This window comes from Candidatus Pantoea deserta (assembly GCF_003813865.1).
GTDB classification, from domain to species: Bacteria; Pseudomonadota; Gammaproteobacteria; order Enterobacterales; family Enterobacteriaceae; genus Pantoea; species Pantoea deserta.
This window is the reverse complement of record NZ_RMVG01000002.1, coordinates 1-22,585: the sequence shown is the minus strand read 5'-3', so window position 1 is coordinate 22,585 and position 22,585 is coordinate 1. Positions and strand designations below refer to the sequence as shown.

The 22,585-nt window shown below is 56.6% G+C and carries 19 protein-coding genes and 1 tRNA gene; 8 read left to right on the top strand and 12 right to left on the bottom strand.

Annotation, left to right across the window (positions count from 1 at the left end; all coding sequences use genetic code 11):
- Positions 1 to 6 precede the first annotated feature (6 nt).
- Positions 7 to 792, bottom strand: a complete 786-nt coding sequence (locus tag BBB56_RS02715; protein ID WP_123798576.1) for a transporter substrate-binding domain-containing protein — start codon at positions 790 to 792, stop codon at positions 7 to 9.
- 179 nt (positions 793 to 971) lie between these two features.
- Positions 972 to 1,811: a MurR/RpiR family transcriptional regulator HpxU gene (gene hpxU, locus BBB56_RS02710; RefSeq protein WP_123798574.1), complete on the bottom strand. Its 840-nt coding sequence runs from the start codon at positions 1,809 to 1,811 to the stop codon at positions 972 to 974.
- Positions 1,812 to 1,945: 134 nt separating this feature from the next.
- Here hpxU and BBB56_RS02705 point away from each other — a divergent pair, with 134 nt between their 5' ends.
- Genes BBB56_RS02705 through hpxZ form a run of 4 tightly spaced genes read left to right on the top strand, consistent with a single transcriptional unit; the run spans position 1,946 to position 5,482 of the window.
- Positions 1,946 to 3,532: a gamma-glutamyltransferase family protein gene (locus BBB56_RS02705; RefSeq protein WP_123798572.1), complete on the top strand. Its 1,587-nt coding sequence runs from the start codon at positions 1,946 to 1,948 to the stop codon at positions 3,530 to 3,532.
- Positions 3,533 to 3,544: 12 nt separating this feature from the next.
- Entirely contained in the window at positions 3,545 to 3,727 is a 183-nt protein-coding gene (hpxX, locus tag BBB56_RS02700) for an oxalurate catabolism protein HpxX (RefSeq protein ID WP_123798570.1), read from the top strand.
- Positions 3,724 to 5,118, top strand: a complete 1,395-nt coding sequence (locus tag BBB56_RS02695) for an AtzE family amidohydrolase (RefSeq protein WP_123798568.1) — start codon at positions 3,724 to 3,726, stop codon at positions 5,116 to 5,118. Before hpxX ends, BBB56_RS02695 begins: the two co-directional genes overlap by 4 nt.
- Positions 5,099 to 5,482, top strand: a complete 384-nt coding sequence (gene hpxZ, locus BBB56_RS02690; protein WP_123798565.1) for an oxalurate catabolism protein HpxZ — start codon at positions 5,099 to 5,101, stop codon at positions 5,480 to 5,482. The genes BBB56_RS02695 and hpxZ overlap by 20 nt, the downstream gene beginning before the upstream one ends.
- Here the strand turns inward: hpxZ and BBB56_RS02685 are convergent.
- The 5 genes from BBB56_RS02685 to BBB56_RS02665 form a co-directional block, all read right to left on the bottom strand.
- A complete protein-coding gene (locus tag BBB56_RS02685) occupies positions 5,479 to 6,225 on the bottom strand; it encodes an HPP family protein (protein ID WP_123798563.1) in 747 nt (248 codons plus the stop codon). The two genes, hpxZ and BBB56_RS02685, sit on opposite strands and share 4 nt — an antisense overlap.
- Positions 6,226 to 6,352: 127 nt before the next feature.
- A complete protein-coding gene (locus BBB56_RS02680; protein WP_123798561.1) occupies positions 6,353 to 7,564 on the bottom strand; it encodes a cupin domain-containing protein in 1,212 nt (403 codons plus the stop codon).
- Positions 7,565 to 7,881: 317 nt separating this feature from the next.
- Entirely contained in the window at positions 7,882 to 8,838 is a 957-nt protein-coding gene (gene puuE, locus BBB56_RS02675; protein ID WP_123798560.1) for an allantoinase PuuE, read from the bottom strand.
- A gap of 34 nt (positions 8,839 to 8,872) precedes the next feature.
- Complete coding sequence (hpxA, locus tag BBB56_RS02670) at positions 8,873 to 9,604, bottom strand: allantoin racemase (protein ID WP_123798558.1); 732 nt, start codon at positions 9,602 to 9,604, stop codon at positions 8,873 to 8,875.
- Complete coding sequence (locus BBB56_RS02665) at positions 9,601 to 10,323, bottom strand: GntR family transcriptional regulator (RefSeq protein ID WP_123798556.1); 723 nt, start codon at positions 10,321 to 10,323, stop codon at positions 9,601 to 9,603. Before BBB56_RS02665 ends, hpxA begins: the two co-directional genes overlap by 4 nt.
- A 144-nt stretch (positions 10,324 to 10,467) precedes the next feature.
- Between BBB56_RS02665 and BBB56_RS02660 the strand changes: the two genes are divergently transcribed.
- Positions 10,468 to 11,973, top strand: coding sequence for an NCS1 family nucleobase:cation symporter-1 (locus tag BBB56_RS02660; RefSeq protein ID WP_123798554.1), 1,506 nt, complete (start codon positions 10,468 to 10,470; stop codon positions 11,971 to 11,973).
- Between the two features lie 46 nt (positions 11,974 to 12,019).
- Here BBB56_RS02660 and BBB56_RS02655 read toward each other — a convergent pair whose 3' ends face one another.
- The 3 genes from BBB56_RS02655 to dnaQ all read right to left on the bottom strand — a co-directional run bounded on the left by BBB56_RS02655 (position 12,020) and on the right by dnaQ (position 17,893).
- The gene (locus BBB56_RS02655; RefSeq protein ID WP_158673929.1) at positions 12,020 to 14,620 is read right to left on the bottom strand and encodes an autotransporter outer membrane beta-barrel domain-containing protein; all 2,601 of its coding nucleotides are present in this window, start codon (positions 14,618 to 14,620) and stop codon (positions 12,020 to 12,022) included.
- A 2,330-nt stretch (positions 14,621 to 16,950) separates the two neighbouring features.
- Positions 16,951 to 17,027: transfer RNA gene (locus tag BBB56_RS02650), tRNA-Asp, on the bottom strand.
- A gap of 134 nt (positions 17,028 to 17,161) precedes the next feature.
- Positions 17,162 to 17,893, bottom strand: coding sequence for a DNA polymerase III subunit epsilon (gene dnaQ, locus BBB56_RS02645; protein WP_123798550.1), 732 nt, complete (start codon positions 17,891 to 17,893; stop codon positions 17,162 to 17,164).
- A gap of 54 nt (positions 17,894 to 17,947) precedes the next feature.
- Between dnaQ and rnhA the strand changes: the two genes are divergently transcribed.
- On the top strand, positions 17,948 to 18,415 hold the full coding sequence (gene rnhA / locus BBB56_RS02640) for a ribonuclease HI (protein ID WP_123798548.1): 468 nt from the start codon (positions 17,948 to 17,950) through the stop codon (positions 18,413 to 18,415).
- Here rnhA and BBB56_RS02635 read toward each other — a convergent pair.
- The gene (locus BBB56_RS02635) at positions 18,400 to 19,134 is read right to left on the bottom strand and encodes a class I SAM-dependent methyltransferase (protein WP_123798547.1); all 735 of its coding nucleotides are present in this window, start codon (positions 19,132 to 19,134) and stop codon (positions 18,400 to 18,402) included. The genes rnhA and BBB56_RS02635 overlap by 16 nt on opposite strands.
- Positions 19,135 to 19,174: 40 nt before the next feature.
- On the opposite strand from BBB56_RS02635, the gene gloB reads away from it, so the two are divergent.
- On the top strand, positions 19,175 to 19,930 hold the full coding sequence (gene gloB, locus BBB56_RS02630) for a hydroxyacylglutathione hydrolase (RefSeq protein WP_123799410.1): 756 nt from the start codon (positions 19,175 to 19,177) through the stop codon (positions 19,928 to 19,930).
- A gap of 71 nt (positions 19,931 to 20,001) precedes the next feature.
- Complete coding sequence (gene mltD, locus BBB56_RS02625) at positions 20,002 to 21,381, top strand: murein transglycosylase D (protein ID WP_123798545.1); 1,380 nt, start codon at positions 20,002 to 20,004, stop codon at positions 21,379 to 21,381.
- A 245-nt stretch (positions 21,382 to 21,626) separates the two neighbouring features.
- Here the strand turns inward: mltD and BBB56_RS02620 are convergent, their stop codons facing one another.
- Positions 21,627 to 22,418 (bottom strand): endonuclease/exonuclease/phosphatase family protein, encoded by a 792-nt coding sequence (locus BBB56_RS02620; RefSeq protein ID WP_123799408.1) that lies wholly within the window; start codon positions 22,416 to 22,418, stop codon positions 21,627 to 21,629.
- Positions 22,419 to 22,585: the final 167 nt, after the last annotated feature.

Sequence of the window (22,585 nt, the reverse complement as noted above, 5' to 3'; positions counted from 1 at the left end):
GCGCCCTTATGCGCCGAGGCTGGCGGGCAGCGGCGCTTTCAGCCACTCTTCCGACAGTTTGTTAAGCGTGCCGTCTTTAATGCCCTGCTCAATCAGCGCATCGACTTTCGCCTTCAGGGCCGGCTCACTTTTTTTCAGGCCGATAAAGCAGGGCGAATCTTTCAGCATAAACTGCGCCACCGGCGCCTTTTGCGGGTTCTGGCGGGCAATCGCCGCCACGACCAGATTGCCGGTCGCTACATACTCCACCTGTCCGGAGAGATAGGCAGACAGCGTGGTGTTGTTGTCTTCATAGCGTTTCACCTGCGCGTCTTTGGGCGCCAGGCTGCTCAGCACCATGTCCTCTACCGCTCCGCGCGTCACGCCAATGCTTTTGCCGCTAAGCTGAGCCGCATCTTTTAACGTCTCGCCTTTCGCGCCAAAGACGCCGAGGAAGAACGGCGCATAGGCGCGGCTAAAGTCGATCACTTTCTCACGCTCAGGGTTTTTGCCCATGCTGGAGATCACCAGATCGACCTTATCGGTTTGCAGATAGGGTACGCGGTTGGCGCTGGTAACAGGCACCAGCTGCAACTTAAGTTTCATCTGCTTCGCCAGGTACTTCGCCGTATCAATATCGTAGCCCTGCGGTTGCAGATCCGTACCCACTGAACCGAACGGCGGGAAATCCTGCGGCACCGCCACGCGCAGCACGCCGCGCTTCTCTATATCCTGTAGCTGATCGGCCAGCGCACTGCCGGTCTGAACCATCAGTAATGCCGCCGCCGCTACCGCCATCAACGCCTTTTTCATTATGCACCCCGGTAAGTTAACCTGAAACAAAAGATTCTTGCTTAACCAGTCTGCAACTAATGTGCCAATGTCATGCGCGGCGACAGGCTGAGGCGAAGCGCGCAATCCGCGCTAAAAGCGGATTGCGCGCCTCTGCGCAAAGAGATTCAAAACGGGGCAATGCACCACAATGACGCCTCTTAACGGTGCTCCAGTTCGTCCAGCTGCTGGTAAAGGTCGGCGATTTGATGGATGCGCTGACGCCCCTGCGACAGCATTTCATGCAGCAGCGCGTTAGCCAGCAGATTGATCAGGCTCATCGCCGAGGCATAGCTGTCAAACGCCGACACGCTGTCCAGCGGCGCGCACAGCTGCCAGCGCGCCAGACCGTTCATGGACTGCGCCTGCGGCTCGCACAGCGCCAGCAGGGGAATATCGCGCTGTTGCAGCTGCTGCATCAGCGGACGGATCAGGCGCGTGCGGCGGCGAAACGCCATCACCACCACCATATCCTCCGGCATAATATCTACGATCTCTTCGGCCATCGTCTGGCCTGGCTGCGGCAAAATATGTACGCTGGCGCGCGCCTGTAACAGCTGCTGGCGCAGGTGCAGCGCCAGCGGCCAGGAGTTGCGCATGCCGATAATAAAGATGCGCTTTGCCTGCGTTAGCTGCCGCACCGCGTCGCCGAACTGCTGCGCGTCGAGACTGTTAACCCACTGGGTCAGGTTCGCCATCTCCTGCTTGTAGTGGCGCGCCAGCAGCGTATTGCCCTGCACCGCATCGCGGTTGTCGGTCAGCGGCATTCCGCTCTGACGCAGAATGCGCAGCTCGTCGCGCATATCTTTGTATTTGTCATAGCCCAGCCGCCGAAACAGGCGGCTGACGGTGGCCTTTGATACGCCGCTGAGCCTGGCGAGTTCAGCGCTGTTATAGCTGATCAGATCGTCAAAATGGTCAAAGACAAAGTCCGCAATGCGCTGCTCCTGCGGAGAAAGCTGCGGATAGTGAGTTCGGAGCCGTTCATCAAGCCGTTTCATGCGTTTCCCTGTAACTTTCGTTTCAGCAAAAGCTAGCACAATTCGATCCAGGTTACTGCTGCTGCGCGGTAACGCCAAAACTGGAACGGCTCTTGCTTGAATCCCCGCTCTGTTACCCGATAAGAAGCGTAATTATGATTCAGAGCAATATGGCTCCGCTGGGCATGGCGGTCGCGCCGCATCACCTGGCGAGCGAGAGCGCGCTGGCGGTGCTGCGCGACGGCGGCAATGCGATTGAAGCGATGGTGGCCGCCGCTGCCACTGTCGCCGTGGTCTACCCCCATATGAACGGACTCGGCGGCGATGGCTTCTGGCTGGTGCTGCCGCCGAACGGCGACCCTGTCGCCATTGACGCCAGCGGCGCGGCCGGTTCGCTGGCGCATCCCGATTTTTATCACGGCGCTGACGCCATCCCCCATCGCGGTCCGGCGGCCGCTTTAACCGTGGCCGGAACGGTGAGCGGCTGGCAAGAGGCGCTGACGCTCTCCCGCGAGCTGGGCGGCGCACCGCTGCCGCTGGCGCGCCTGCTGCGCGACGCGATTCGCTACGCTGCGGACGGGATGCCGGTCACGGCGTCGCAGGCCGCCGCGACCGCCGCTAAACGTCCTGAGCTTGAACAGCAGCCGGGTTTTGCCGCTACTTTTATGCCCGACGGCGAGCCGCCGCGAGCGGGCAGCCGTTTTACCCAGCCCGCGCTGGCCCACACGCTCAGCCTGCTGAGCGAACAGGGTCTGGACAGCTTTTACCGCGGCGAGCTGGCGCAGCATCTGGCGCGCGAGATGTCGGCGCTCGGCATGCCGGTGACGCTGGCCGATTTACAGCGGCAGCGCGCGCGCCGCTGTACGCCGCTGCATGTGGCGCACAGCGAAGGCGATCTGTGGAACATGACGCCGCCAACGCAGGGTATGGTCTCGCTGGCGATCCTCGGCATTACCGATCGGCTGGATATGGCGCAGGCTGACGACGCGCAGACCGTGCACCGCATCGTCGAAGCCACCAAAAAAGCCTTCGCGCTCCGCGATCGCCATATCACCGATCCGCGTCATATGGCGTGCGAGGCGCAGTCGCTGTTAACCGAGGATCACTTCGCCACCCTTGCAAGCCAGATCAGCGACGCGCAGGCCGCGCCCTGGGGAACCGGACGCGGGCCAGGCGACACCGTATGGATGGGAGTAATGGACAGCAGCGGTCTCGCCGTCTCTTTTATTCAGAGCATCTACCACGAATTCGGCAGCGGCGTGGTGATCCCCGGCACCGGCATTACCTGGCAGAATCGCGGCGCGGCCTTCAGCCTCGACCCCGATCATCTGCTGGCGCTGTCGCCGGGCAAACAGCCGTTCCATACGCTTAACCCCGCCGCCGCCCGCCTGAAAGATGGCCGTACGCTGGTTTATGGCGCGATGGGCGGTGACGGCCAGCCGCAAACCCAGGCGGCTATTTTTACCCGCCATGTCATACAGGGTATGCCGCTTCAGCAGGCCGTCAGCGCGCCGCGCTGGCTGCTGGGGCGCACCTGGGGCCAGACCTCCGACTCGCTGAAGCTGGAGGGACGCTTTGCGCCGGAAACCGTCGAACGTTTGCGCCAGCTGGGCCACGAGGTAGAGCTGCTACCCGATTTCAGCGAGGCGGTGGGCCATGCAGGCGCCATCGTGCGTCACAACAACGGCATGCTGGAAGGCGCATGCGATCCGCGCAGCAACGGCAGCGCAAGTGGATTCTGACAGGAGCACACCATGACTCAAACCGACTGGACACTCTACCTGGCTCAGATGGAGCGCATTCTGGCGCTGGAGCTGGACGACGCGCGTCGCGCCGAGCTGTTAATTCAGCTGGAGCGCATTGCCGCGCTGGCGGAGCCGCTGATGGCGTTTCCGCTCGATGAGCGGCTCGAAGTGGCGGGAGTGTTTCATCCATGACTATCAGCGATTTTTCTGTTCAGGCGTTGCAGCAGGCAATTCAGCGCGGCGACATTAGCGCGCGCGAAGTGGCGCAGCAGACGTTGCAGGGCATTGAACAACAGGCGGCGCTGAACGCCTGGACTGAGATAACCGCCGAACGTATGCTGCGCGAGGCCGACGCGCTGGACAGCCGCCAGCGGCGCGGGGAGCGCCTGCCGTCGCTGGCCGGTATTCCCTACGCGGTTAAGAACCTGTTTGACGTCGCGGGCCATACGACGCTGGCCGGCGCGGCGCTGTTTCAGGATCGCCCTGCGGCAGAGCAGGATGCCTGGGCGGTGAGCCGCCTGAGCCGCGCGGGCGCGCTGCTTTCCGGCATGGTAAATATGGACGCCTACGCCTACGGCTTTACCACTGAGAACACCCATTTTGGCGCGACGCGCAATCCTCATGATTTGACGCGCGTCGCCGGAGGATCATCAGGCGGGTCCGCTGCGGCGGTTGCGGCCGGGCTGGCGCACTTCTCTCTCGGCACCGACACCAACGGCTCGATTCGCGTGCCTGCGTCGCTGTGCGGTATCTTTGGTCTCAAGCCGACCTTTGGCCGCCTGTCGCGCAGCGGCAGCCACCCCTTTGTCGCCAGCCTCGATCATATCGGTCCCTTTGCGCGCCGCGTTGACGATCTGGCGCTGGTATATGACGTGCTGCAAGGACAGGATAAACACGATGCCTTCCAGGCGAACCGTCCTGCCGATCCGACGCTGGCCGGACTCGCCGAAACGGGCCAGCGCTGCGCGCTGCTGGGCGGCTTTTTCTCTGCCTGGTGCGACGATGATGCGCGTCATGCCCTGGCGCAGGCGGCGCGGGCGCTGAATATTCAGGATGAGGTGACGCTGCCGGAAGCAGAGCTGGCGCGCTCGGCGGCCTTTATTCTCACCGCCAGCGAAGGAGGCAATCACTACCTGCCGGCGCTGCGCAGCGCGCCAGAGCGCTTTGAGCCTGCCTCGCGCGAGCGGCTGCTGGCGGGCGCGATGCTGCCTGCGGCCTGGTATGTGCAGGCGCAGCGCTTCCGCCGTCACTTTCAGCAGCAGGTGCTGCCGCTGTTTGAACAGTTTGACGTTCTGATCGCCCCAGCCACGCCCTGCGCTGCGCCCCTGATCGGTCAGGACACCATTCATATCAATGGTACGGATTTGCCGTCGCGCGCCAGTATGGGAATGCTGACGCAGCCGATCTCCTTTCTCGGCCTGCCGGTGTGCAGCGTGCCGCTGATGACCGCAGGCGGTCTGCCCATTGGATTACAGCTGATCGCCGCGCCCTTTAACGAAGCTGCCGCGCTGCGCGTCGCGTTTGCGCTTGAGCAGCAGGGTATTACCTGTGTGGATAAACAAAATGGAAAACAGAGCAATTAATCTGCCGCACGTCGTGGCAGAGGTTACCGCCGCCTTTTATCGTTACGAGCAGGCGCTGGTCAGCAATGACATCGAGACGCTGGACGCGCTGTTCTGGCACGATGCGCGCACCGTCAGGCTGGGGGCGGGCGAAAATTTGTATGGCATCGAGCAGATCCGCGCCTTCCGCGCCCAGCGTCCTGCGGCCGGGCTGGCACGCACGCTGCGCAACAGCGTGATTACCACCTTCGGCGAAGATTATGCGGTGTGCAGCACGGAGTTTACGCGCGAAGGCACGGCGAAGATCGGCCGACAGCAGCAGAGCTGGGTGAGGCTGCCGGGCGGCTGGCGTATCGTCGCCGCGCAGGTAAGCCTGATGAGCTAGCTGGCGCGCTTCAGAGGCTGAGCGCGCGCTGCCTGACGGGCGCGGGCAATCTCCTCGGCGCGCTGTAGCAGCTGCTGAAGATCGTCTTCGTCAATATCCAGCAGCTCTCCCTCAGCCAGCGCCTGATGCAGATCGTCACGCGTGACGGGAACGTCAAGCGCCACTGGCAGGGGTTTCGTCTCGGCTGTCGCCAGCGGATGCGGATAGCGCCGGCCCGCCAGGTTATTAAAGAGAATCGCCAGCAGCGCCAGGCAGACCGAGTTCAGCAGTACCGGCGTCAGAACATAGTGATAGCCGAGCTGATGAACGCCGCCGCCGCCCATAATCGCCGTCAGCGCCACGGCGCCACTCGGCGGATGCAGGCAGCGCAGCTGAAACATCACGGCAATGGCCAGGCTGGCGGCGACCCCGCAGGCCAGCGGAGCATAAGGAATAAACAGCGCGGCGGTGACGCCGATCAGCCCTGCCACCGCGTTGCCTCCGACAATGGACCAGGGCTGCGCCAGCGGGCTGTTCGGCATGCCGAACAGCAAGACGGCCGAGGCGCCCATCGGCGCGACAAACCACAGGTTCACCTGCCCCAGCAGCCAGTGGCTGATCAGGCTGGTGATCATCAGGCCTAATCCGGCCCCCAGGCTGGCGATAACGATCTGTTTTTTGGCAACCGGCAGCGAATGCGGCCAGAAACGGGCAAGAAAGGTGCGTAGCGTAATAATCCACTTCGCCTGACGCGGTTCAGTCATGTTTACAGCGCTCATTCATCAGAAAAAATGATGGAAGCGGCGATTTTCGCTGATTGAGCAGGCGGTAACAACCACAGGTTTTGCAGGCTTTTTCAAAGGCAGAATGGCGCGCCATTCTGCCCTGAGACTACCTGATGACCGGATTCTTTTTCAGCGACAGCGCGGAGAGAAAGGCGTCGTCAAGGTGCAGATGCTGCGCCACCAGCTCGCGCGGCGTGCTGGCAAGCCACTGATTAAGCGAGATATCGGCGTAGTAATCGCTTTTGAACAGCTCCAGAAACCGCAGCGGCCCCGCGCCGGTGTTCTCAATATAGTGCCCCATAGCGAAAGGCACATAGCCGACGTCGCCCGCCCGATAGTCAAAGGTTCTTGCCTGGCCGGATGAGGCAAAAACGCCCATACGCCCCTCGCCTTCCAGATAGTATTGCCACTCGTCATTATTAGGATGCCAGTGCAGTTCGCGCATCCCGCCCGGCGCAATCTCGACCAGCGCGGCCGCAATGGTTTTCGAGACGGGGAAATTCAGCGAGTCGGTGATCCTCACGCTGCCGCCCGGCGCGGTGATGGGTGCCTGAGCCAGCATACGATGGGTGAACTGCTTTTTCGATTTCGGCGCGCCCTTAATGGCATCGGAAGCCAGACTGCCCGGCACCTTGCCCGCAAAAATATACTCATCGTCCGGCGAAGGCAGTTTTGCAAAGGTCGAAACCGGCACGCTGAAGTTTTTCGCCAGAATGTCAGGCGGAATATGTTTGAACCAGTCAGACAGCAGGAAGGTGCTGTCTTCATCAAAGCCGCCATCGTCAAAGGCCAGCAGGAACTCACAGCCATCCGGTCCCAGCCCCTGTATGGAATGCGGAATACCCGGCGGAAAATACCAGAGATCGCCGACGCCGATGTCATCGACAAACCAGCCGCCTTCTGTATCAAACGCGGTGACGCGCGCGTGGCCGAAGGTCATGTAGGCCCACTCTCCCTCTTTATGCCAGTGCAGCTCGCGAATGCCGCCCGCGTTGAGCCGCATATCGACGCCAGCAATGGTGGTAGAGATGCCCAGTTCGCGCTGCGTCACCTGCCGCGTCCAGCCGCCGCTGCCTTTACGCACATGCGCATCGCTGAACGAGAAGCGCAGATTGGGCAGCGTGCCGCTGTCGGTCGCAGGCGGATCCACGATGTCAGGGTTTTGCGCCTCTCGCGTCGGATCGTGCGGCCCCGGATCGCGCGGCGTGTCCGCAGGCGAGGAGGCAATAGCGTCGTGGGCGTGTACCTGACCCGCAGCCAGCGCCACCGTGCCGCCCGCAGCGAATGCCATAAAATGTCTTCTGGAGAGTTTGCTCATCAAAGCGGTTCCTTTTCCGTTATAAAAAAGCGCAGTGCACTATCTATAGACGGAATGGAAAAGGCAGGCGGCAGGCAAGATGTAACACTTCTTCAGGCGGCAAAGATCCTCACGCCTGTTAATTAATTTTGTTACGCAAGTATCTTTATTTCATTTAACATCCGTTAATAAATCCTTGCTTAACGGGCGCTTACAGAGCGCACAATGCGCTAATGGTGAAGCATATCCATTAAAATTTCTTCTAAATAACCGGTTACAGTTTTAACGCGCCGCAGGCGGGCAAGCACGGCTGTCTGAGCAGCCGCGCCTGCCGATGATCAGGGCTGCGGCGCAGGATGGGTCGCCGCCCAGTGGTCGGCAATCTGCTGGCGCGTACAGATCCAGACGTCGCTGTACTGCTGAATATGATCGAGGAAATTTTGTAACGCTCTGAATTTGCCCGGCCGTCCCAGCAGACGACAGTGCATGCCGACCGACATCATTTTCGGCTGCGTCTCTCCCTCTTCATACAGCACGTCAAAGGTGTCGCGTAAGTAGGTAAAGAACTGCTCAGCGGTGTTGAATCCCTGCGGCGTGGCGAAGCGCATATCGTTGCACTCCAGCGTATAGGGAATGATCAGATGCGGCTTCACGGTGCCGTCCTGGCAGGTAACCTGCGTCCAGAACGGAAGATCGTCGCCGTAATAGTCGCTGTCATAAGTCAGGCCGCCCTGCTCCACCACCAGCCGCCGCGTGTTGGGGCTGTCGCGTCCGGTGTACCAGCCGGTGGGCGCCTTGCCGAACAGATCGGTGAGCACGTCGATCGCCTGCTGCATATGCTGGCGCTCGGTTTTGGCGTCCATCGCCTGATAGTGGATCCAGCGCCAGCCGTGGCTGACCACATCATAATCGGCCTGTTTGATCGCCTCGACGATCTGCGGATGACGCGCCAGCGCCATTGCCACGCCAAAAATCGTCAGCGGCAGGCCGCGCTTCTGAAATTCCCGATGGATGCGCCAGAACCCGGCGCGCGAACCATATTCATAAAGGGAGTCCATCGACATATGGCGATCGGGGTAGCTGGCCGCGCCAATGATGTCGGAGAGAAACTGCTCGGAGCCGGCATCGCCGTGCAGCACGTTATTCTCTGCGCCCTCCTCGTAGTTGAGGACAAACTGTACTGCTACGCGCGCCTTGTTCGGCCAGGCGGCATGCGGCGGCGTTTCGCCGTAGCCGATCAGATCGCGCGGATAGTTTTTGTTGAAGCTGTACTCTTTCTTCTCTGCACTATCCATTGAGTGATTCCTGTGAAGTTGCGACAAGGTTCCGTTAGTTTAGATGCTGAAACGCGCCTGAGAGAGGTTTGGCGATCGGCAAGGCAAGATCGCCGTGCTTGCTGGTGCCAAAGCCCAGCGCCACCAGCGACTCCACCATTTTCACCGCGGCGCTGACGCCGTCGATAACCGGCATGCCCAGCTCCTGCGTCAGCTCCCGCGCCAGCGTCGCCATTCCGCCGCAGCCCAGCACAATGGCGCCGCTGCCATCCTGCTGCTTCGCCTGGAGGCAGCGTTGACGCACCTTTTCCTGGGCAACGCCGCTGCCATCCTCCAGCGCCAGCACCGGCAGATCGATCGCGTGCAGCGCGGCGCAGTGATGGGTAAAGCCGTACTGCTGCAATAAATGACGCGCGATCACCAGCGTGCGGGGCAGCGTAGTGACAATGGAAAAGCGCGTCGCCACCAGCGTTGCCGTGTGCATGGCCGCTTCGGCGATGCCGATTACCGGCCCGCTGGCCAGTTCGCGCGCGGCCAGCAGGCCGGGATCGCCGAAGCAGGCGATAACGTGGCCGCTGACGCCCTGCTCTCTGCCGCGCCTGACCTGCTCCAGCACGCCGATGGCCGCAATGGCCTCGTCAAAGTGGCCTTCGATAGAGGGCACGCCGTGCGATGGCGAGACGGCGATAATCTCTGTACCCGGCGCGGCCACCGCACGCGCCGCCGCGCCGATGGTTTCTGTCATCGCCAGGCTGGTGTTGGGGTTGATCACCTGGATCAGGCTCATAGTGTCACCTCTTTATGACGGGAAAATAACCGTGCGAAGTCAGGCAGCGTCTCACCGCTGCGCTCGAAGTGCAGGCTGGAAAGGATATGGTCAAAATGGTGCTGTAGCGCCTGGGTCAGCGCAGCGAGATCCTGGTTGCGCAGATGAGCGACCAGACGATCGTGATCGTCACAGCGGCAGCCGTGTTGCCAGGGCGCGCCGTACGCGGCGATCACTAAGGAGGAGCGCTGGGTCAGGCGCGTGACCAGCTCGGTCAGCACCTGATTGCCCGCAATCGCCTGTAGCTCAATATGAAAGGCGGCGGAGAGGCGGATCGCCGCCGCGCCGTCCCGCGCGTCATGCGCCTGCTGCTCCTGCGCGATGCGCTGCGTCAGAGCCGCCAGGTGCGGCGGCTGCACATGCGCCAGCACGGCAGGCAGGTTGGCGCATTCGATCAGCGCGCGCGTGCGGAAAATATCGCGCGCCTCGTCGACGCCGGGCGTGGTCACCTGTGCACCGCGCCTGGGCAGAAGCGTCACCATCTGCACTGCGGCGAGGCGCTGGAGCACTTTGCGGATGCCGGTACGGCTGACGCCAAATACGTCAGCCAGCGCCTCTTCCGGCAGTTTGCTGCCGGGCGGCAGCTGGTGTTCGACAATGGCGTTCATTAACGCCTGATAGATTGGCTCGTCTTTATCCGTAAGATCGGCGGTCGTGCTCTGACCCTGTTGACTTCTCATGTCCGGCTCTCCTGAGTCGCTGTGTCTCCACATCGTATACGTTAAAAGATTTTTTTGTATACAAGATTTCAATTCTGGCCTGGATCCTGCAACAGCTATCCGTATTGCGAAGACCCTTAAACGTCGTTATGAGGAGCAGGTTTTATGCCAAATCATCAAACAAGTTCTGCCGCGTCGGCTGCTGACGCCCGCGCGCACTACAGTCCACGTCTGACTAATGAGGATCTGGCCCCGACGCGCCAGCAGAACTGGACGTGGTATAACATCTTCTCGTTCTGGATGTCGGATGTGCACAGCATGGGCGGCTATGTCGTCGCGGCCAGCTTCTTTACGCTGGGTCTGGCGAGCTGGCAGGTGCTGATTTGTCTGCTGGCGGGGATCTGCATCGTCCAGCTGTGTGCCAACCTGGTGGCGAAGCCCAGCCAGATGGCGGGCGTGCCCTATGCGGTAATCTGCCGCCAGGCCTTTGGCGTTTACGGCGCGAATATTCCGGCCGTCATTCGCGGGCTGATCGCTTTCGCCTGGTACGGCATTCAGACGTATCTTGCCGCCAACGCGCTGATGCTGGTGCTGCTGAAATTTTTCCCCTCTCTGTCGTCAATGACCCAGACCAGCTGGCTGGGTCTGTCGCTGCTGGGCTGGTGCTGCTTCGGTGTGATGTGGCTTTTACAGGCGATGGTCTTCTGGCATGGCATGAGCGCCATTAAGCGCTTTATCGATGTGGCGGGACCTGCGGTCTACGTGGTGATGGTGGCGCTGGCGGGATGGATTGTATACAAAACCGGTTTCGACGGTATCTCTTTTACCCTGGCAAGCAAGTCGCTGACCGCCGGTGAACAGAGCTGGCAAATGATTACCGCCACCGCGCTGGTCGTCTCCTACTTCTCCGGGCCGCTGCTGAACTTTGGCGATTTTTCGCGCTACGGCAAAAGCATGGGCGAAATCCGTCGCGGCAACCGCTGGGGTCTGCCCTTTAACTTTTTGCTCTTCTCCGTCGTGACGGTGGTTATCGTCTCTGGCACCCAGTCGCTGTTTGGTAAAATGATCACCGATCCGATTGAAACCGTCAGCATGGTCGGCAACGATCTGGCGGTCGCGATCGGCCTGTTGACCATGATTACCGCCACCATCGGCATTAATATCGTGGCGAATTTCGTTTCGCCCGCCTTTGACTTTTCAAACTGTTCGCCGCAGAAAATCAGCTTCCGCACCGGCGGCATGATAGCCGCCGTCGGCTCGGTGCTGCTGACGCCGTGGAACCTGTTTCAGTCGCCTGAGCTTATCCACTATACGCTGGACGTGCTGGGCGCCTTTATCGGGCCGCTGTTTGGCATTCTGCTGGCGGATTTCTACCTGATTAAACGCAGCCGCGTCTGGGTGGACGATCTGTTCGACGCCACACCGAAAGGACGCTACTGGTATCGCGGCGGATTTAATCCAAAAGCTATTGCCGCGCTGCTGCCCTCGGTCGCTATCGGTTTGATTATCAGCTTTGTACCGTCACTGCATGAGGTCGCCAGCTTTAGCTGGTTTATCGGCGCAGCGCTGGGGGGAGGATGCTATCGCTATCTGGCACGCAACGAGCGCGCGGCGGGCGAGGCAAAACCTTTTGCTGGCGCCGTAGCGGTGCAGGAGAAATCATTGTCGTAAAACAGCATGGGGCCGGATCATAAACAGATCGGCCCCGTTATCTGCTCTAAAAACTATATTTCATTCCCACCAAAGCCGTTGTGTCATGGTAGCCATTGTCCCCCACCTGTACCCGAACATCACCCCAGAGGTTCAGCAGAGGATTAAGCTGCCCTTCCACGCCGACTTTAACTTCGCCCTGATTGGTTGCGCCGCTCTGAACGACCCGGATGTCATCCAGCTGCGCCGCAAAATTTCTGCTGTTATGCAGCCAGCTCAGGGACATAAACGGCTGGAAGAGACGCTGCTTACCGTTGTCACTGACATGATGGCTACTCAGCCAGCTTCTGAAGCCTAACCGGGTTTGCCAGTTGCCTTGTCCTTCTCCCCGGACGCGCGTGCCGTTTGCCTCATCGTGTTCATCAGCGCGTACCCCCATCCAGATAGCTTGCATTTCAGGCTGAACAAACCACTGATTAAGCGTGCCATAACGACCGGTAAACTGACCGGCCTTCCAGGCATATCCGCTCTCCAGCGAGGCGGTAAAACCGTGAGTTTTATAAGTTTCCGCCGCCAGCTTTTCGCCGCTGACCTTGTTATCAAACCAGCTGTATTGTATCCAGCTATCAAGCCACGGCCCGGTATGGTCATGCTGATTCGCATACCAGGTGGCATAGGAACCTACGCTGTATCCCTTAACGCTTGCCTGAGCGGCATAACCATTATGGTCATTTCTCGTTGTGCTGTGATTATCCGCATAGCCGGCCATGAATCCGAAATGCCAGCGATCCGTGCCATTCCTGCTCCAGCTCGCGGTATCGCCTCCGATCTGGGTCAGCGCGCGATTGCTCTGCGTTTCCAGCTGACCGCTGCTGTCACGCCATTTATTGTGGCCGCCCGTCTGCCGCAGCCAGAGGCTGCTTGCTTGCGCCTGGTCAGAGAGCGCATCAATAAACTGAGGTTCTCCCATGCGGTCGTGCAGGGACAGGGTAAATAGCGTATTGGCTGCCGCCAGGTTTGCCGCATAACTTCCCGCTTCCGGGCGAACCGCCGGGACAGTTTTCGATGCAGGCACCGGCACGGGCGCTGGCGCTGGCACCGGCTCAGGCGCGGGCACCGGCTCACTGTCTTGCCGTTCCGGCTCGTTCCCGGCGATCGCGTTAGACTGGCTGGTGAGATACCAGCTCTCCCCTTTTTTGATCAAATCATAGTCATAGGCGCCTGCCACGATGCGCCCTGATTTTGCAAAGCTGCCTTGTGATACGCCGCCAACCTGTACGATCTCGATGCCTTCAACGGTTTGTGCGCCATATCCGCCCAGGTTATTGATGGCCACCTGGGTTGTTCCTGCCAGCACGTTGCCGCCGACGGTGAGCTTATTTGTTGAAGAGCCGTCGCTGCCCAGCACGCTGTTCATGACCAGCAGACCGCCATCTCCGCCATAGTCGCCCGTCACGTTTAGCGTATCGAATTTGCTTTGATCGGAAAAAGAGAGGGTTCCGTTATTAATTAACTCCCCGACGCTTGAGCTGTCGCTGATCAGCCAGCTGCTGCTTTTATCGAGCGTTACGGAGGTGACCTGTTTGACCGCCCCGTTAAGCCTTGAGCCATCAGTCAGCGCCACCGCGATCGTATTGCCCGCACTGTCGGCAACAATATCGCCGTTTAACTGACTATTGCTGGCGCTGAACGCTACATCGCTATAGCGATTGTTCGCCGCGTTCTGCTCGTCCTCATAGTGCGCGACCGTCATCAGCTGACCGTTTCCGCCTGACAGCGTTGAATCTTTGACCTCCAGCGTTAGCATCGTGGGCCTGACGTTAACGGCCTGCGCCTGCCGGGCATTCAGCGTCACGTTATCTAACGATACCTGGTTTCTGTACTGGGGGGCCTCAGAATAAACGTCGACCATTACGCCGCTGGCCGCTTCACCTGACGTTTCAATCTGGCTATTGCTGACGGTAAGCCTACCCGCCCGCGCCCACATGCCATATCCATTCACTCCGGTTGTGACAATCTGGACATTATCAGCAGTCGCCTGAGAGCCGGGAAAGACCAGCAGGCCAGCCGCAAGTTCGCCATGCGTGGTTATCGTGCTGTTTTTGACGATTCCCTGACCTCCGTCTCCCGCCAACAGGCCCATACTGGCGTCACCATGGGTTATCAGCGATGAATTGTCGGCGGTGACGTAATTCAGGTTATAAAGCGCATGGGCCTCTTGTCCGTATGTTTCCAGCGTACTGTTAGTGACCTCTGCCGAAGCGTCCAGTACGTCAATGGCTATCGCCTCATCGCCTTGCGTGGTTATGCTGGTGTTGTTCAGATTAAGCCGGGATGAACTCACCACCCAGGCCCCATAACTTCGGTAACCCTGCGTGAGATATTGCCCGCCCTCCACGTTAATAGTCGCTTCACCGTTGACGTTAATCGTATAGCTGTCCTGGCCTTCGGTACTCGCCGAGACATTGTTAAGCGTTAAGGTGCCATAGTGAGCAAAAAAGGCATTGCCCTGTTTGCCAGGGCCAAGCTTAACGGTTCCCTGTGTAACTTCAGCCGATCCCAGCCCATTCGGTTCGGGATTTGCCCCGAAAAGGTATAAACCATAGACCTCTCTGCCTTCAGCCGTAATGGTAAGGCCGTTAATTGATGCGACGCTGCCAGCGCCCATCGTAATTCCTCTTGCCGTCTCACCGCTGACATTAAGACGTAAATCCGTACCGGTTAGCGAACTGCGGAACAAATTAATACCCGCACTCATCCACCCTGAAGAGTTTAACTCCAGATTATTGAGGATGAGGTGCGCGCCGTTTTTAGCATCAATAATGTTATGATAAGTAAGATTGTTTTCAAGCGTCACATCTTCAAGCTTACGCTCATTGCCATCAACGACAATGCTATCGACATTTGCGGCATAAGTGAATGTAGACAACGTAAAAGGTGCGAAGAACGCATAAAATGGGCAACTAATTATCCGGATGACTTTCCATGCATTTCTGTATTCATTCATAATTATTCCCTTTAGAATGATTAGTTAAAAGAAAAGGCTCTCTTTTCCTCCGCGCCATTAATTAGCAACAAAGGAGGCATAGCGATTAAACCAGCGCGAAGGGCTTTCAGTTCTTTTGCTGGCGTTGCGATAGCGGATGCGCATTTCTTCAGGCATTCGCTTACGCCTTTTCGCTCTATTACTTTGTTTGCAATCTTGTCCGATTAAAATCATCACATCCTGCTGGCATCAAAAAAGATCAGCATTTTTTGTCTGGAACGGCAGAATGCGTCTTTTCTGTAGATGAATAACAGATAATCCGCTGTTGCAATGGCAAGCGGTTTGTCAGTTTGAATGATACCTCGCTAACTCATTCAGCTCTGGGCCAAAGGGATGGAAAAAAAGCCACCCGTCTGCCTTTTATGTCATACCCTCCATGCTACGGATGCACCTTCTTATACAAGACGCACCTTGCTCCCAAATCGTTACGCAACATGATGCCAGCGTTTTGGTTTTCTTCCAGCGACGGCTCCAGAAAAGAGACGTCACGCGGCTCGTCACTAGCAATCGAAGTGGCTGCTCAGAAAATCACTCCCGTTTTATTATGAAGGTTACGCCCCTTGCCACTACATTTAACATTCTTAACACGCATATCTCGTTATCGCCTGCCCTTATTATTTATTTTCACATGGACTATGTTTAGTCAAACCCACACGCTGAGCGAACCGGGAAGGAGTTCGGTTAGTTATGATAAGGAGATTTCTTTATCCTTAAAACAACTAACATACTTATTAGCCATTCCTTTTACCGAAATAAATAAAAGCAGCTCATCTTGCAACGACAACCCATGCTTTCCTTATTAAAAAAACGCGCTTAAAAAGGGGTGGCCCAATAATATAAATTAATCTGCAAACTGAGGAGTAATTATCAATATTTAACACCGGATGTGTAGCCACAATATAAAATTCAAACCAATGTATCGCCCACTCATCATTTTCAAGAATTGATCTCCAAAAGATCACACATTAACGGTATCTACCACCCTAAAAAGCACATTAGGCAGTTAATTTAACAGACAAAATGATTAATTTCCGCGATATGACGCCATAATTTCATTGATTAGCAATGAATACCAAAAAAACTGTCTATCGCCCTCCCTATTTTACAAGCATGATTTATTTAACGTTAAAAACCATTCACTAATTTAACCTGCATTTTCATTTGATGAAATTTAGAACCAGCGCTTTGCCGTTCGAAATCGTAGCGGTGCGTCCACCAGCCGTTTCAGCGTTGAAGACGCAGGCAATACGTAGCCAGCAGCCAGTAATGCAACGGAACAAGGACGCGCGCATACCGTCGAGTTGAAATTATCCATTCCCCCACAAGGCTATAAAGAAAGAGGCTTGTCAGGGAACAATGAAGCTTGCGCTGTCCCCTGCCTTTATAAAGATCCTTTTGACGCTGGCTCCGTTAGGGTCTCGCTCTGTCAATCTTCTTCGCTATCTGAATAAGGAGGCCAGATCTGTAATAGTGGATAAATCCTGTCCTGCCCGGACCTGAGCAGACAGTGGATGCTTTGGTGAAAAGCAGGGGGAGAGAATGAAGCGGAGTGTACCCGGTGTGAAGAGTGAAGGAAAAAGCTCAGGTATGAAGTCGGCCCGGCGAAACTACCGCGACTACAAACAACCAATACTTTCCCTGATAAAGGCGCCAGGGTTCGTCAGGCCTCATCCCGTGTTACGTTGCTCTGGCAGCCATACATTAACCCGCAGTCACACAGGCTAATGATTTGGCTGTCTACGGCGATGCCACTGAAGCGCAGCGCAAAGGTTACGCGCGCATCGTTAACAGCGTTGTGCCGACGAGTCTGCTCTCAGCGCCCAGTCCTGAAGCAGGCTTCTTGCCGTCAGGCCGCCCGCAAACGCATGTCTCTGCCGAGAGCTACGGGTTATTTGACCAGAAATAAAAAAGCAAAAGGCCGATTCATTACTGAATCGGCCTTTCTAAAAAGTTGGCGGTGCGGACGGGACTCGAACCCGCGACCCCCGGCGTGACAGGCCGGTATTCTAACCGACTGAACTACCGCACCGCGCTGTGTTCCCCGTCGGGAACGAGGCGCATATTAATGGCCGTCAGATACCCCGTCAATGCTTTTTAACGTTGCGCGGCGCGTTTGCTGTTTTTTTACGCTTGTCGTTGATTTTAGCGACAAAGACAGGCCGTTCAGCCACGCCACAGGCAGCTGCCGCCTTTTTTCATTACCAGATCAAGACGAGATTCATGCGCCATGACTTCTTCATCGGATGCGGCTACGACGCGCAGCGCGGAAGCCGGCCGCGCGATGCGCTGTATAGTTTCGCCTTCGGTCTGCTGCCTGTTTTCTCCCTCCATCGAAAACGCCAGCGACGTCTGGCCGCCCGTCATCGCCAGGAAGACTTCCGCCAGAATTTCGGAGTCGAGCAGCGCGCCATGCAGCGTGCGCTTGCTGTTATCGATCTCATAGCGTGAGCAGAGCGCATCCAGACTGTTGCGCTTGCCAGGAAACATTTTACGCGCCATCGCCAGGCTATCGGTGATGCGGCAAAAGGTTTCCGTTTTCTCGATGCCCCGGTTCAGCATGGAAAACTCATAATCCATAAAGCCGATGTCGAACGAGGCGTTATGGATCACCAGCTCGGCGCCGCGAATGTAGTCCAGGAACTCATCCGCAATCTCCGCGAAGGTCGGCTTGTCGGCAAGAAATTCGTCGGCAATGCCGTGCACGCCGAATGCTTCCGGATCCACCAGCCGATCGGGCCGCAGATAGATATGGAAGTTATTACCGGTCAGCCGACGATTGACGACCTCAACCGCGCCAATTTCAATAATACGGTGACCTTCGTAATGGACACCGATCATGTTCATGCCGGTGGTTTCAGTATCGAGTACGATCTGGCGGTTATTTGCAGTGCTCATAGGATTCGTTTTGTGTCAGACTTGGCGTTTTTCTCAAAAGGGAGTCTACCAGAGATGCGCAAGCAGGTAGAAATATTCACCGATGGATCCTGCCTGGGCAATCCCGGTCCCGGTGGCTACGGCGCAATTTTGCGCTACGGAAAACATGAAAAGCTCTTTAGCGCCGGTTACCGGCTGACGACAAACAATCGCATGGAGCTAATGGCGGCGATTGTGGCCCTGGAGGCGCTAAAAGAACCCTGCCACGTCGTGCTGAGCACTGACAGTCAGTATGTGCGTCAGGGCATCACCAGCTGGATCCACAACTGGAAAAAGCGCGGCTGGAAAACGGCGGAGAAAAAGCCGGTGAAAAACGTCGATCTGTGGCAACGCCTCGACAGCGCGCTGGCTGGGCATGAAATCCAGTGGGAATGGGTAAAAGGCCACGCCGGCCATCCTGAAAATGAACGCTGCGACGAGCTGGCGCGCAGCGCAGCCTCGCGCCCACAGTCAGAGGATATAGGCTATCAGGTTGAGTCCTGATCTTTCTCCGCATGAAAATGCCGCGTGGCGTTGACCGCTGGACGCAGCTGGGCTTTGGCCAGCGCTTTTTTAGCTTTGGTCGGCGTCAGCGGAAATGTCCGTTTCCGGGCGACAACGATGTTAAGGCATCCCAGCGCCGGCAGATGCGCGCTGATAACCTTCCCGCCCTGCTGATGCCAGGGCACCACCTGAAAGCGCGTGCGATATACGACCTCGTAATTGAGCAGATTCAGCCAGTCGAGCAGGCGCATCTGGCTGAACATCCTGCCGCTCCACGGCGCTTTGCGCTGGATGCCCGGCAACGCCTTACTGATGCCCAGCAGTGAAAACGGATTAAAGCCGCTGATAATCATCCAGCCGTCGTCAATCAACACGCGGTCCACTTCGCGCAGGATGCGATGCGGGTCCTGACTCCAGGCCAGCGTATGCGCCAGCAGGCATGCGTCAACGGATTTCGATTCGAAGGGTAATTGCGTGGGCTGCGCCAGCACATGCAACAACTCTCCCTCGCTGCCGACATTGACCTGATGTGAAATAGCACACTGCTCGGTGTTGATTTCTGCACTAAGGTTGCCAATCTTAAGCATATGAAAGCCATATAGCTTTCCGAGGTAAGGCTGTAGCTGCTGAGTCAGCGCATCGCGAAAATAGTCTCCCCACGGCATATCTCGCCATGAATGCGGTGCAGTCAGAATCTGGCGTGTCTTCGCAGGCTTCATGCTTTACCATCTTCCTTTTTATGACTTGCTCGAGGTGATGATGAATCTTACCAGTATTCCAGCATTACAGGATAACTACATCTGGACACTCAACGATGAAGCAGGCAACTGTCTGATTGTCGATCCCGGCGAAGCGCAACCGGTACTGGAGAAAGTCTATGCAAACGGCTGGAAGCCGATCGCAATTTTGTTAACGCATCATCATCAGGATCACGTCGGCGGCGTAAAAACGCTGCTGGAAAAATTTCCTGACATTGTCATTTACGGACCACAGGAAACAGAAGATAAAGGCGCATCCGTCATCATCAGCGAGGGTGACATCGTCTCTGTGCTGGGTATGGACTTTTCCGTCATTCATACGCCGGGACACACTTTAGGACATGTCTCATATTACAGCTCACCTTATCTTTTTTGTGGCGACACAATGTTTTCCGGCGGATGCGGCCGCCTTTTTGAAGGCACCGCTGAGCAAATGTACGAATCTTTTCAAAAGCTTGATCAGCTCCCTGATGACACCCTGGTTTGCTGCGCGCATGAGTATACGTTATCAAATATGAAGTTTGCTGCGGCTATTCTGCCCCATAACCCGCAAATTATGGCTGAATATCAGAAAATTAAGGACTTACGCGCTGAAAACGGCATTACTTTACCCACAAAACTTGCGCACGAAAGGCAAATAAATTTATTTCTCCGTACGCAAGATCCTGATTTGCAAAGAGCATTAAATACAGATTTATCTACAGGACATGTATGGGACACTTTTGCTGCTCTGCGTAAGAAGAAAGACCATTTTTGATTTTTCGGGTTGTGTTGTGACAGGGCGTCACGTATAGTTGCTCGTCTTTTAAGCGAACTATTGACACACACATGAAGGCTAAAGCGATATTACTCGCCTCGGTCTTGCTGGTGGGATGTCAGGCATCACGGAATGACGCCAATATCCCCGAACAGCATGCCCAGAGTCTGTCTTCAGCTGGTCAAGGTGAAAATGGAAAGTACGGTGATCGTATGTTGTCGCCGCGATGGCAGGAAGATGGAACTGGCCTCGCAGAAGATACCGATCTCTGGAGTTTCATTAGTGACGAGTTGAAGATGGGGATTCCGGAAAACAGCCGGATCCGCGAACAAAAACAAAAGTACTTAAAAAATAAGAGCTATCTCCACGATGTAACATTACGGGCAGAGCCGTACATGTACTGGATAGTCGAGCAGATACATAAACGTAAGATGCCGATGGAACTGGTACTGCTACCCATAGTGGAGAGCGCTTTTGACCCCCATGCAACCTCATCCGCCAATGCCGCTGGCATCTGGCAGATTGTTGCAACAACGGGCAAAAACTATGGTTTGAAACAAAACCAGTGGTATGACGGGCGTCGCGATGTTGTGGCCTCGACCAAAGTTGCGCTGGATATGATGCAGCGTCTGAACAAGATGTTTGACGGCGACTGGTTGCTGACCGTTGCTGCTTATAACAGCGGTGAAGGGCGCGTATTGAAAGCGATAAAGCAGAACAAGGCCCGAGGTAAACCGACCGACTTCTGGAATTTATCGTTGCCACGCGAAACAACGGTTTACGTACCGAAAATGTTGGCGCTAAGCGATTTGCTTAAGAACAACAAACGTTACGGCATTAAACTGCCAACGCCTGATGAAAGTCGCGCGCTGGCGCGCGTCGAAGTCGGCCAGCAGATGCAGCTGACGCAGGCGGCAGAAATGGCGGGTATGTCGCTTAGCAAGCTTAAAAGCTTCAATACCGGCTATAAAAAAGGGGCCACTGCGCCTAACGGACCTCAGTACATTCTCGTGCCTAAGTCCCACGTCGCGAAGCTGCGTAATTCACTGGCTTCAGGCGACATCGCAGCGGTGCAGCCGACTCAGCTGGCGAAAACCAGTACGGCAGGCAGCTCCTATAAAGTTCGTCGTGGCGATACCCTTTCCGGTATTGCCAGCAAACTGGGCGTTAGCGTAGCTACGCTAAAGCAGCAAAACAGTTTGCAGGGCGCCAGCATTCGTCCCGGTCAGACGCTGACCGTAGGCGACAGCGCGGCCAGCCTGGCTGATAATAGCAACAGCATCACCTATCGCGTGCGTAAAGGTGATTCTCTTGCCAGTATTGCACGACGCCACGGTGTCGATATCAAGGATGTGATGCGCTGGAATACGGTCCTGAGCAGCACGAAAGATATCCAGCCCGGCGACAGGCTTACGCTCTACGTAAATAATAGCGCATCGCCAGATACCTGATGCGTCGAAAAGGCCAACAAAAGTTGGCCTTTTTCTTTTTCATCCTCTCCAGAGATATTTCCTGACCAGCCTGAACGCCTCTGCTTCCTCAACAGGCTCGAGAATCAGCGCGTAAAACCCTCGCAGACCGCTTTTCAGTCAAAGAATGGCATAAGGCTATAAAATGCGCGAAGAGGCCGTTTAGCGCCTCTTACGGCGTCTGTAAGCGAAGGGAGCCGCTTTAGTTCAGGCTAGTGTTCTGGGCGTCAGCGCGCCGCATTGAATTCGACCAGCAGAGGGTTATGGTCTGAAGCACGCGTAACCAGCACTGAGGCTTTATTGACGTTCATATCGCGGTAGAAGACAAAATCGAGCGGGCGTCCAAAAGCTTTACGGCGGTGATCGTCGGTAAACCTGACTTCTTTAAGCGCCATTTCACGGGCAAAGCGATAAAGCGCATGAATACGCTGTCGGCTCCAGGCATTAAAATCGCCAGCCATAATTACCGGACCTTTATGATGCAGGATCTGCTCACCTATTGGTCCCAGCTGTTTGCTATAGACATCGATACCCAGGCTGAAATTCACCGCATGAATGTTGACGACCATCAGCATTTCGCCGGTTGGAAGGGGATAGGCGGTAACGAGCGCCGATTTGGCCAGACGCAGCAGCGGCTCACGCTCACGTAGCGGACAACAGTAAACGGGATGCGCCGAAGCCAGCGTCATGACGCCAGAAGGATGCTGCGGCAGCACAAAAGCTGGTACCTGATCGGCGGCAAGATAGTTGCTGGTCGCGAACTGTATCAGCTCAGGCGTAGTTTGCGCTTCCTGTAGCAGTACAAGGTGCGCATCTTTGCCGAATCCCTGTAATACGGACATCCAGTCAGCGCGCTGCTGCTTGAAGATATTCCATACCAGAATTTTCAAATGTGCGTCAGGCGTCAGCGGTGCGCCAGGGGGAAGCGCCTGACCAAGATGTAGCATGCTGCCGGGTGGAAAGATCTGTTCAACGGGCTGCCCCGCGACATAACGCATTGCATAGGTTTTTTTTCGCACTTTATTGCCCAATTCCTTCCGCATCTGTTGCACCTGTCTGTTATAGGGATTTTAGACCGGGGTTTCAATCAGTGTTCTGAATTGTCGGAATCATCGTGTAGCTAACAAGAACGTTATTTAAACCCAATAGAAAAAGCCCTGACTTTTCAGTCAGGGCTTATCTGTGA

What these genes read in the sequence shown, in the direction of transcription:
- BBB56_RS02715 (WP_123798576.1), bottom strand. Translation starts at nt 792, where the DNA reads ATGAAAAAGGCGTTGATGGCGGTAGCGGCGGCGGCATTACTGATGGTT.
- rnhA (WP_123798548.1), top strand. Translation starts at nt 17,948, where the DNA reads ATGCGCAAGCAGGTAGAAATATTCACCGATGGATCCTGCCTGGGCAAT.
- BBB56_RS02680 (WP_123798561.1), bottom strand. Translation starts at nt 7,564, where the DNA reads ATGAGCAAACTCTCCAGAAGACATTTTATGGCATTCGCTGCGGGCGGC.
- BBB56_RS02705 (WP_123798572.1), top strand. Translation starts at nt 1,946, where the DNA reads ATGATTCAGAGCAATATGGCTCCGCTGGGCATGGCGGTCGCGCCGCAT.
- hpxX (WP_123798570.1), top strand. Translation starts at nt 3,545, where the DNA reads ATGACTCAAACCGACTGGACACTCTACCTGGCTCAGATGGAGCGCATT.
- hpxZ (WP_123798565.1), top strand. Translation starts at nt 5,099, where the DNA reads ATGGAAAACAGAGCAATTAATCTGCCGCACGTCGTGGCAGAGGTTACC.
- BBB56_RS02635 (WP_123798547.1), bottom strand. Translation starts at nt 19,134, where the DNA reads ATGAAGCCTGCGAAGACACGCCAGATTCTGACTGCACCGCATTCATGG.
- BBB56_RS02685 (WP_123798563.1), bottom strand. Translation starts at nt 6,225, where the DNA reads ATGACTGAACCGCGTCAGGCGAAGTGGATTATTACGCTACGCACCTTT.
- hpxA (WP_123798558.1), bottom strand. Translation starts at nt 9,604, where the DNA reads ATGAGCCTGATCCAGGTGATCAACCCCAACACCAGCCTGGCGATGACA.
- mltD (WP_123798545.1), top strand. Translation starts at nt 20,002, where the DNA reads ATGAAGGCTAAAGCGATATTACTCGCCTCGGTCTTGCTGGTGGGATGT.
- gloB (WP_123799410.1), top strand. Translation starts at nt 19,175, where the DNA reads ATGAATCTTACCAGTATTCCAGCATTACAGGATAACTACATCTGGACA.
- BBB56_RS02665 (WP_123798556.1), bottom strand. Translation starts at nt 10,323, where the DNA reads ATGAGAAGTCAACAGGGTCAGAGCACGACCGCCGATCTTACGGATAAA.
- hpxU (WP_123798574.1), bottom strand. Translation starts at nt 1,811, where the DNA reads ATGAAACGGCTTGATGAACGGCTCCGAACTCACTATCCGCAGCTTTCT.
- BBB56_RS02695 (WP_123798568.1), top strand. Translation starts at nt 3,724, where the DNA reads ATGACTATCAGCGATTTTTCTGTTCAGGCGTTGCAGCAGGCAATTCAG.
- BBB56_RS02655 (WP_158673929.1), bottom strand. Translation starts at nt 14,620, where the DNA reads ATGGGCGCTGGCAGCGTCGCATCAATTAACGGCCTTACCATTACGGCT.
- puuE (WP_123798560.1), bottom strand. Translation starts at nt 8,838, where the DNA reads ATGGATAGTGCAGAGAAGAAAGAGTACAGCTTCAACAAAAACTATCCG.
- dnaQ (WP_123798550.1), bottom strand. Translation starts at nt 17,893, where the DNA reads ATGAGCACTGCAAATAACCGCCAGATCGTACTCGATACTGAAACCACC.
- BBB56_RS02660 (WP_123798554.1), top strand. Translation starts at nt 10,468, where the DNA reads ATGCCAAATCATCAAACAAGTTCTGCCGCGTCGGCTGCTGACGCCCGC.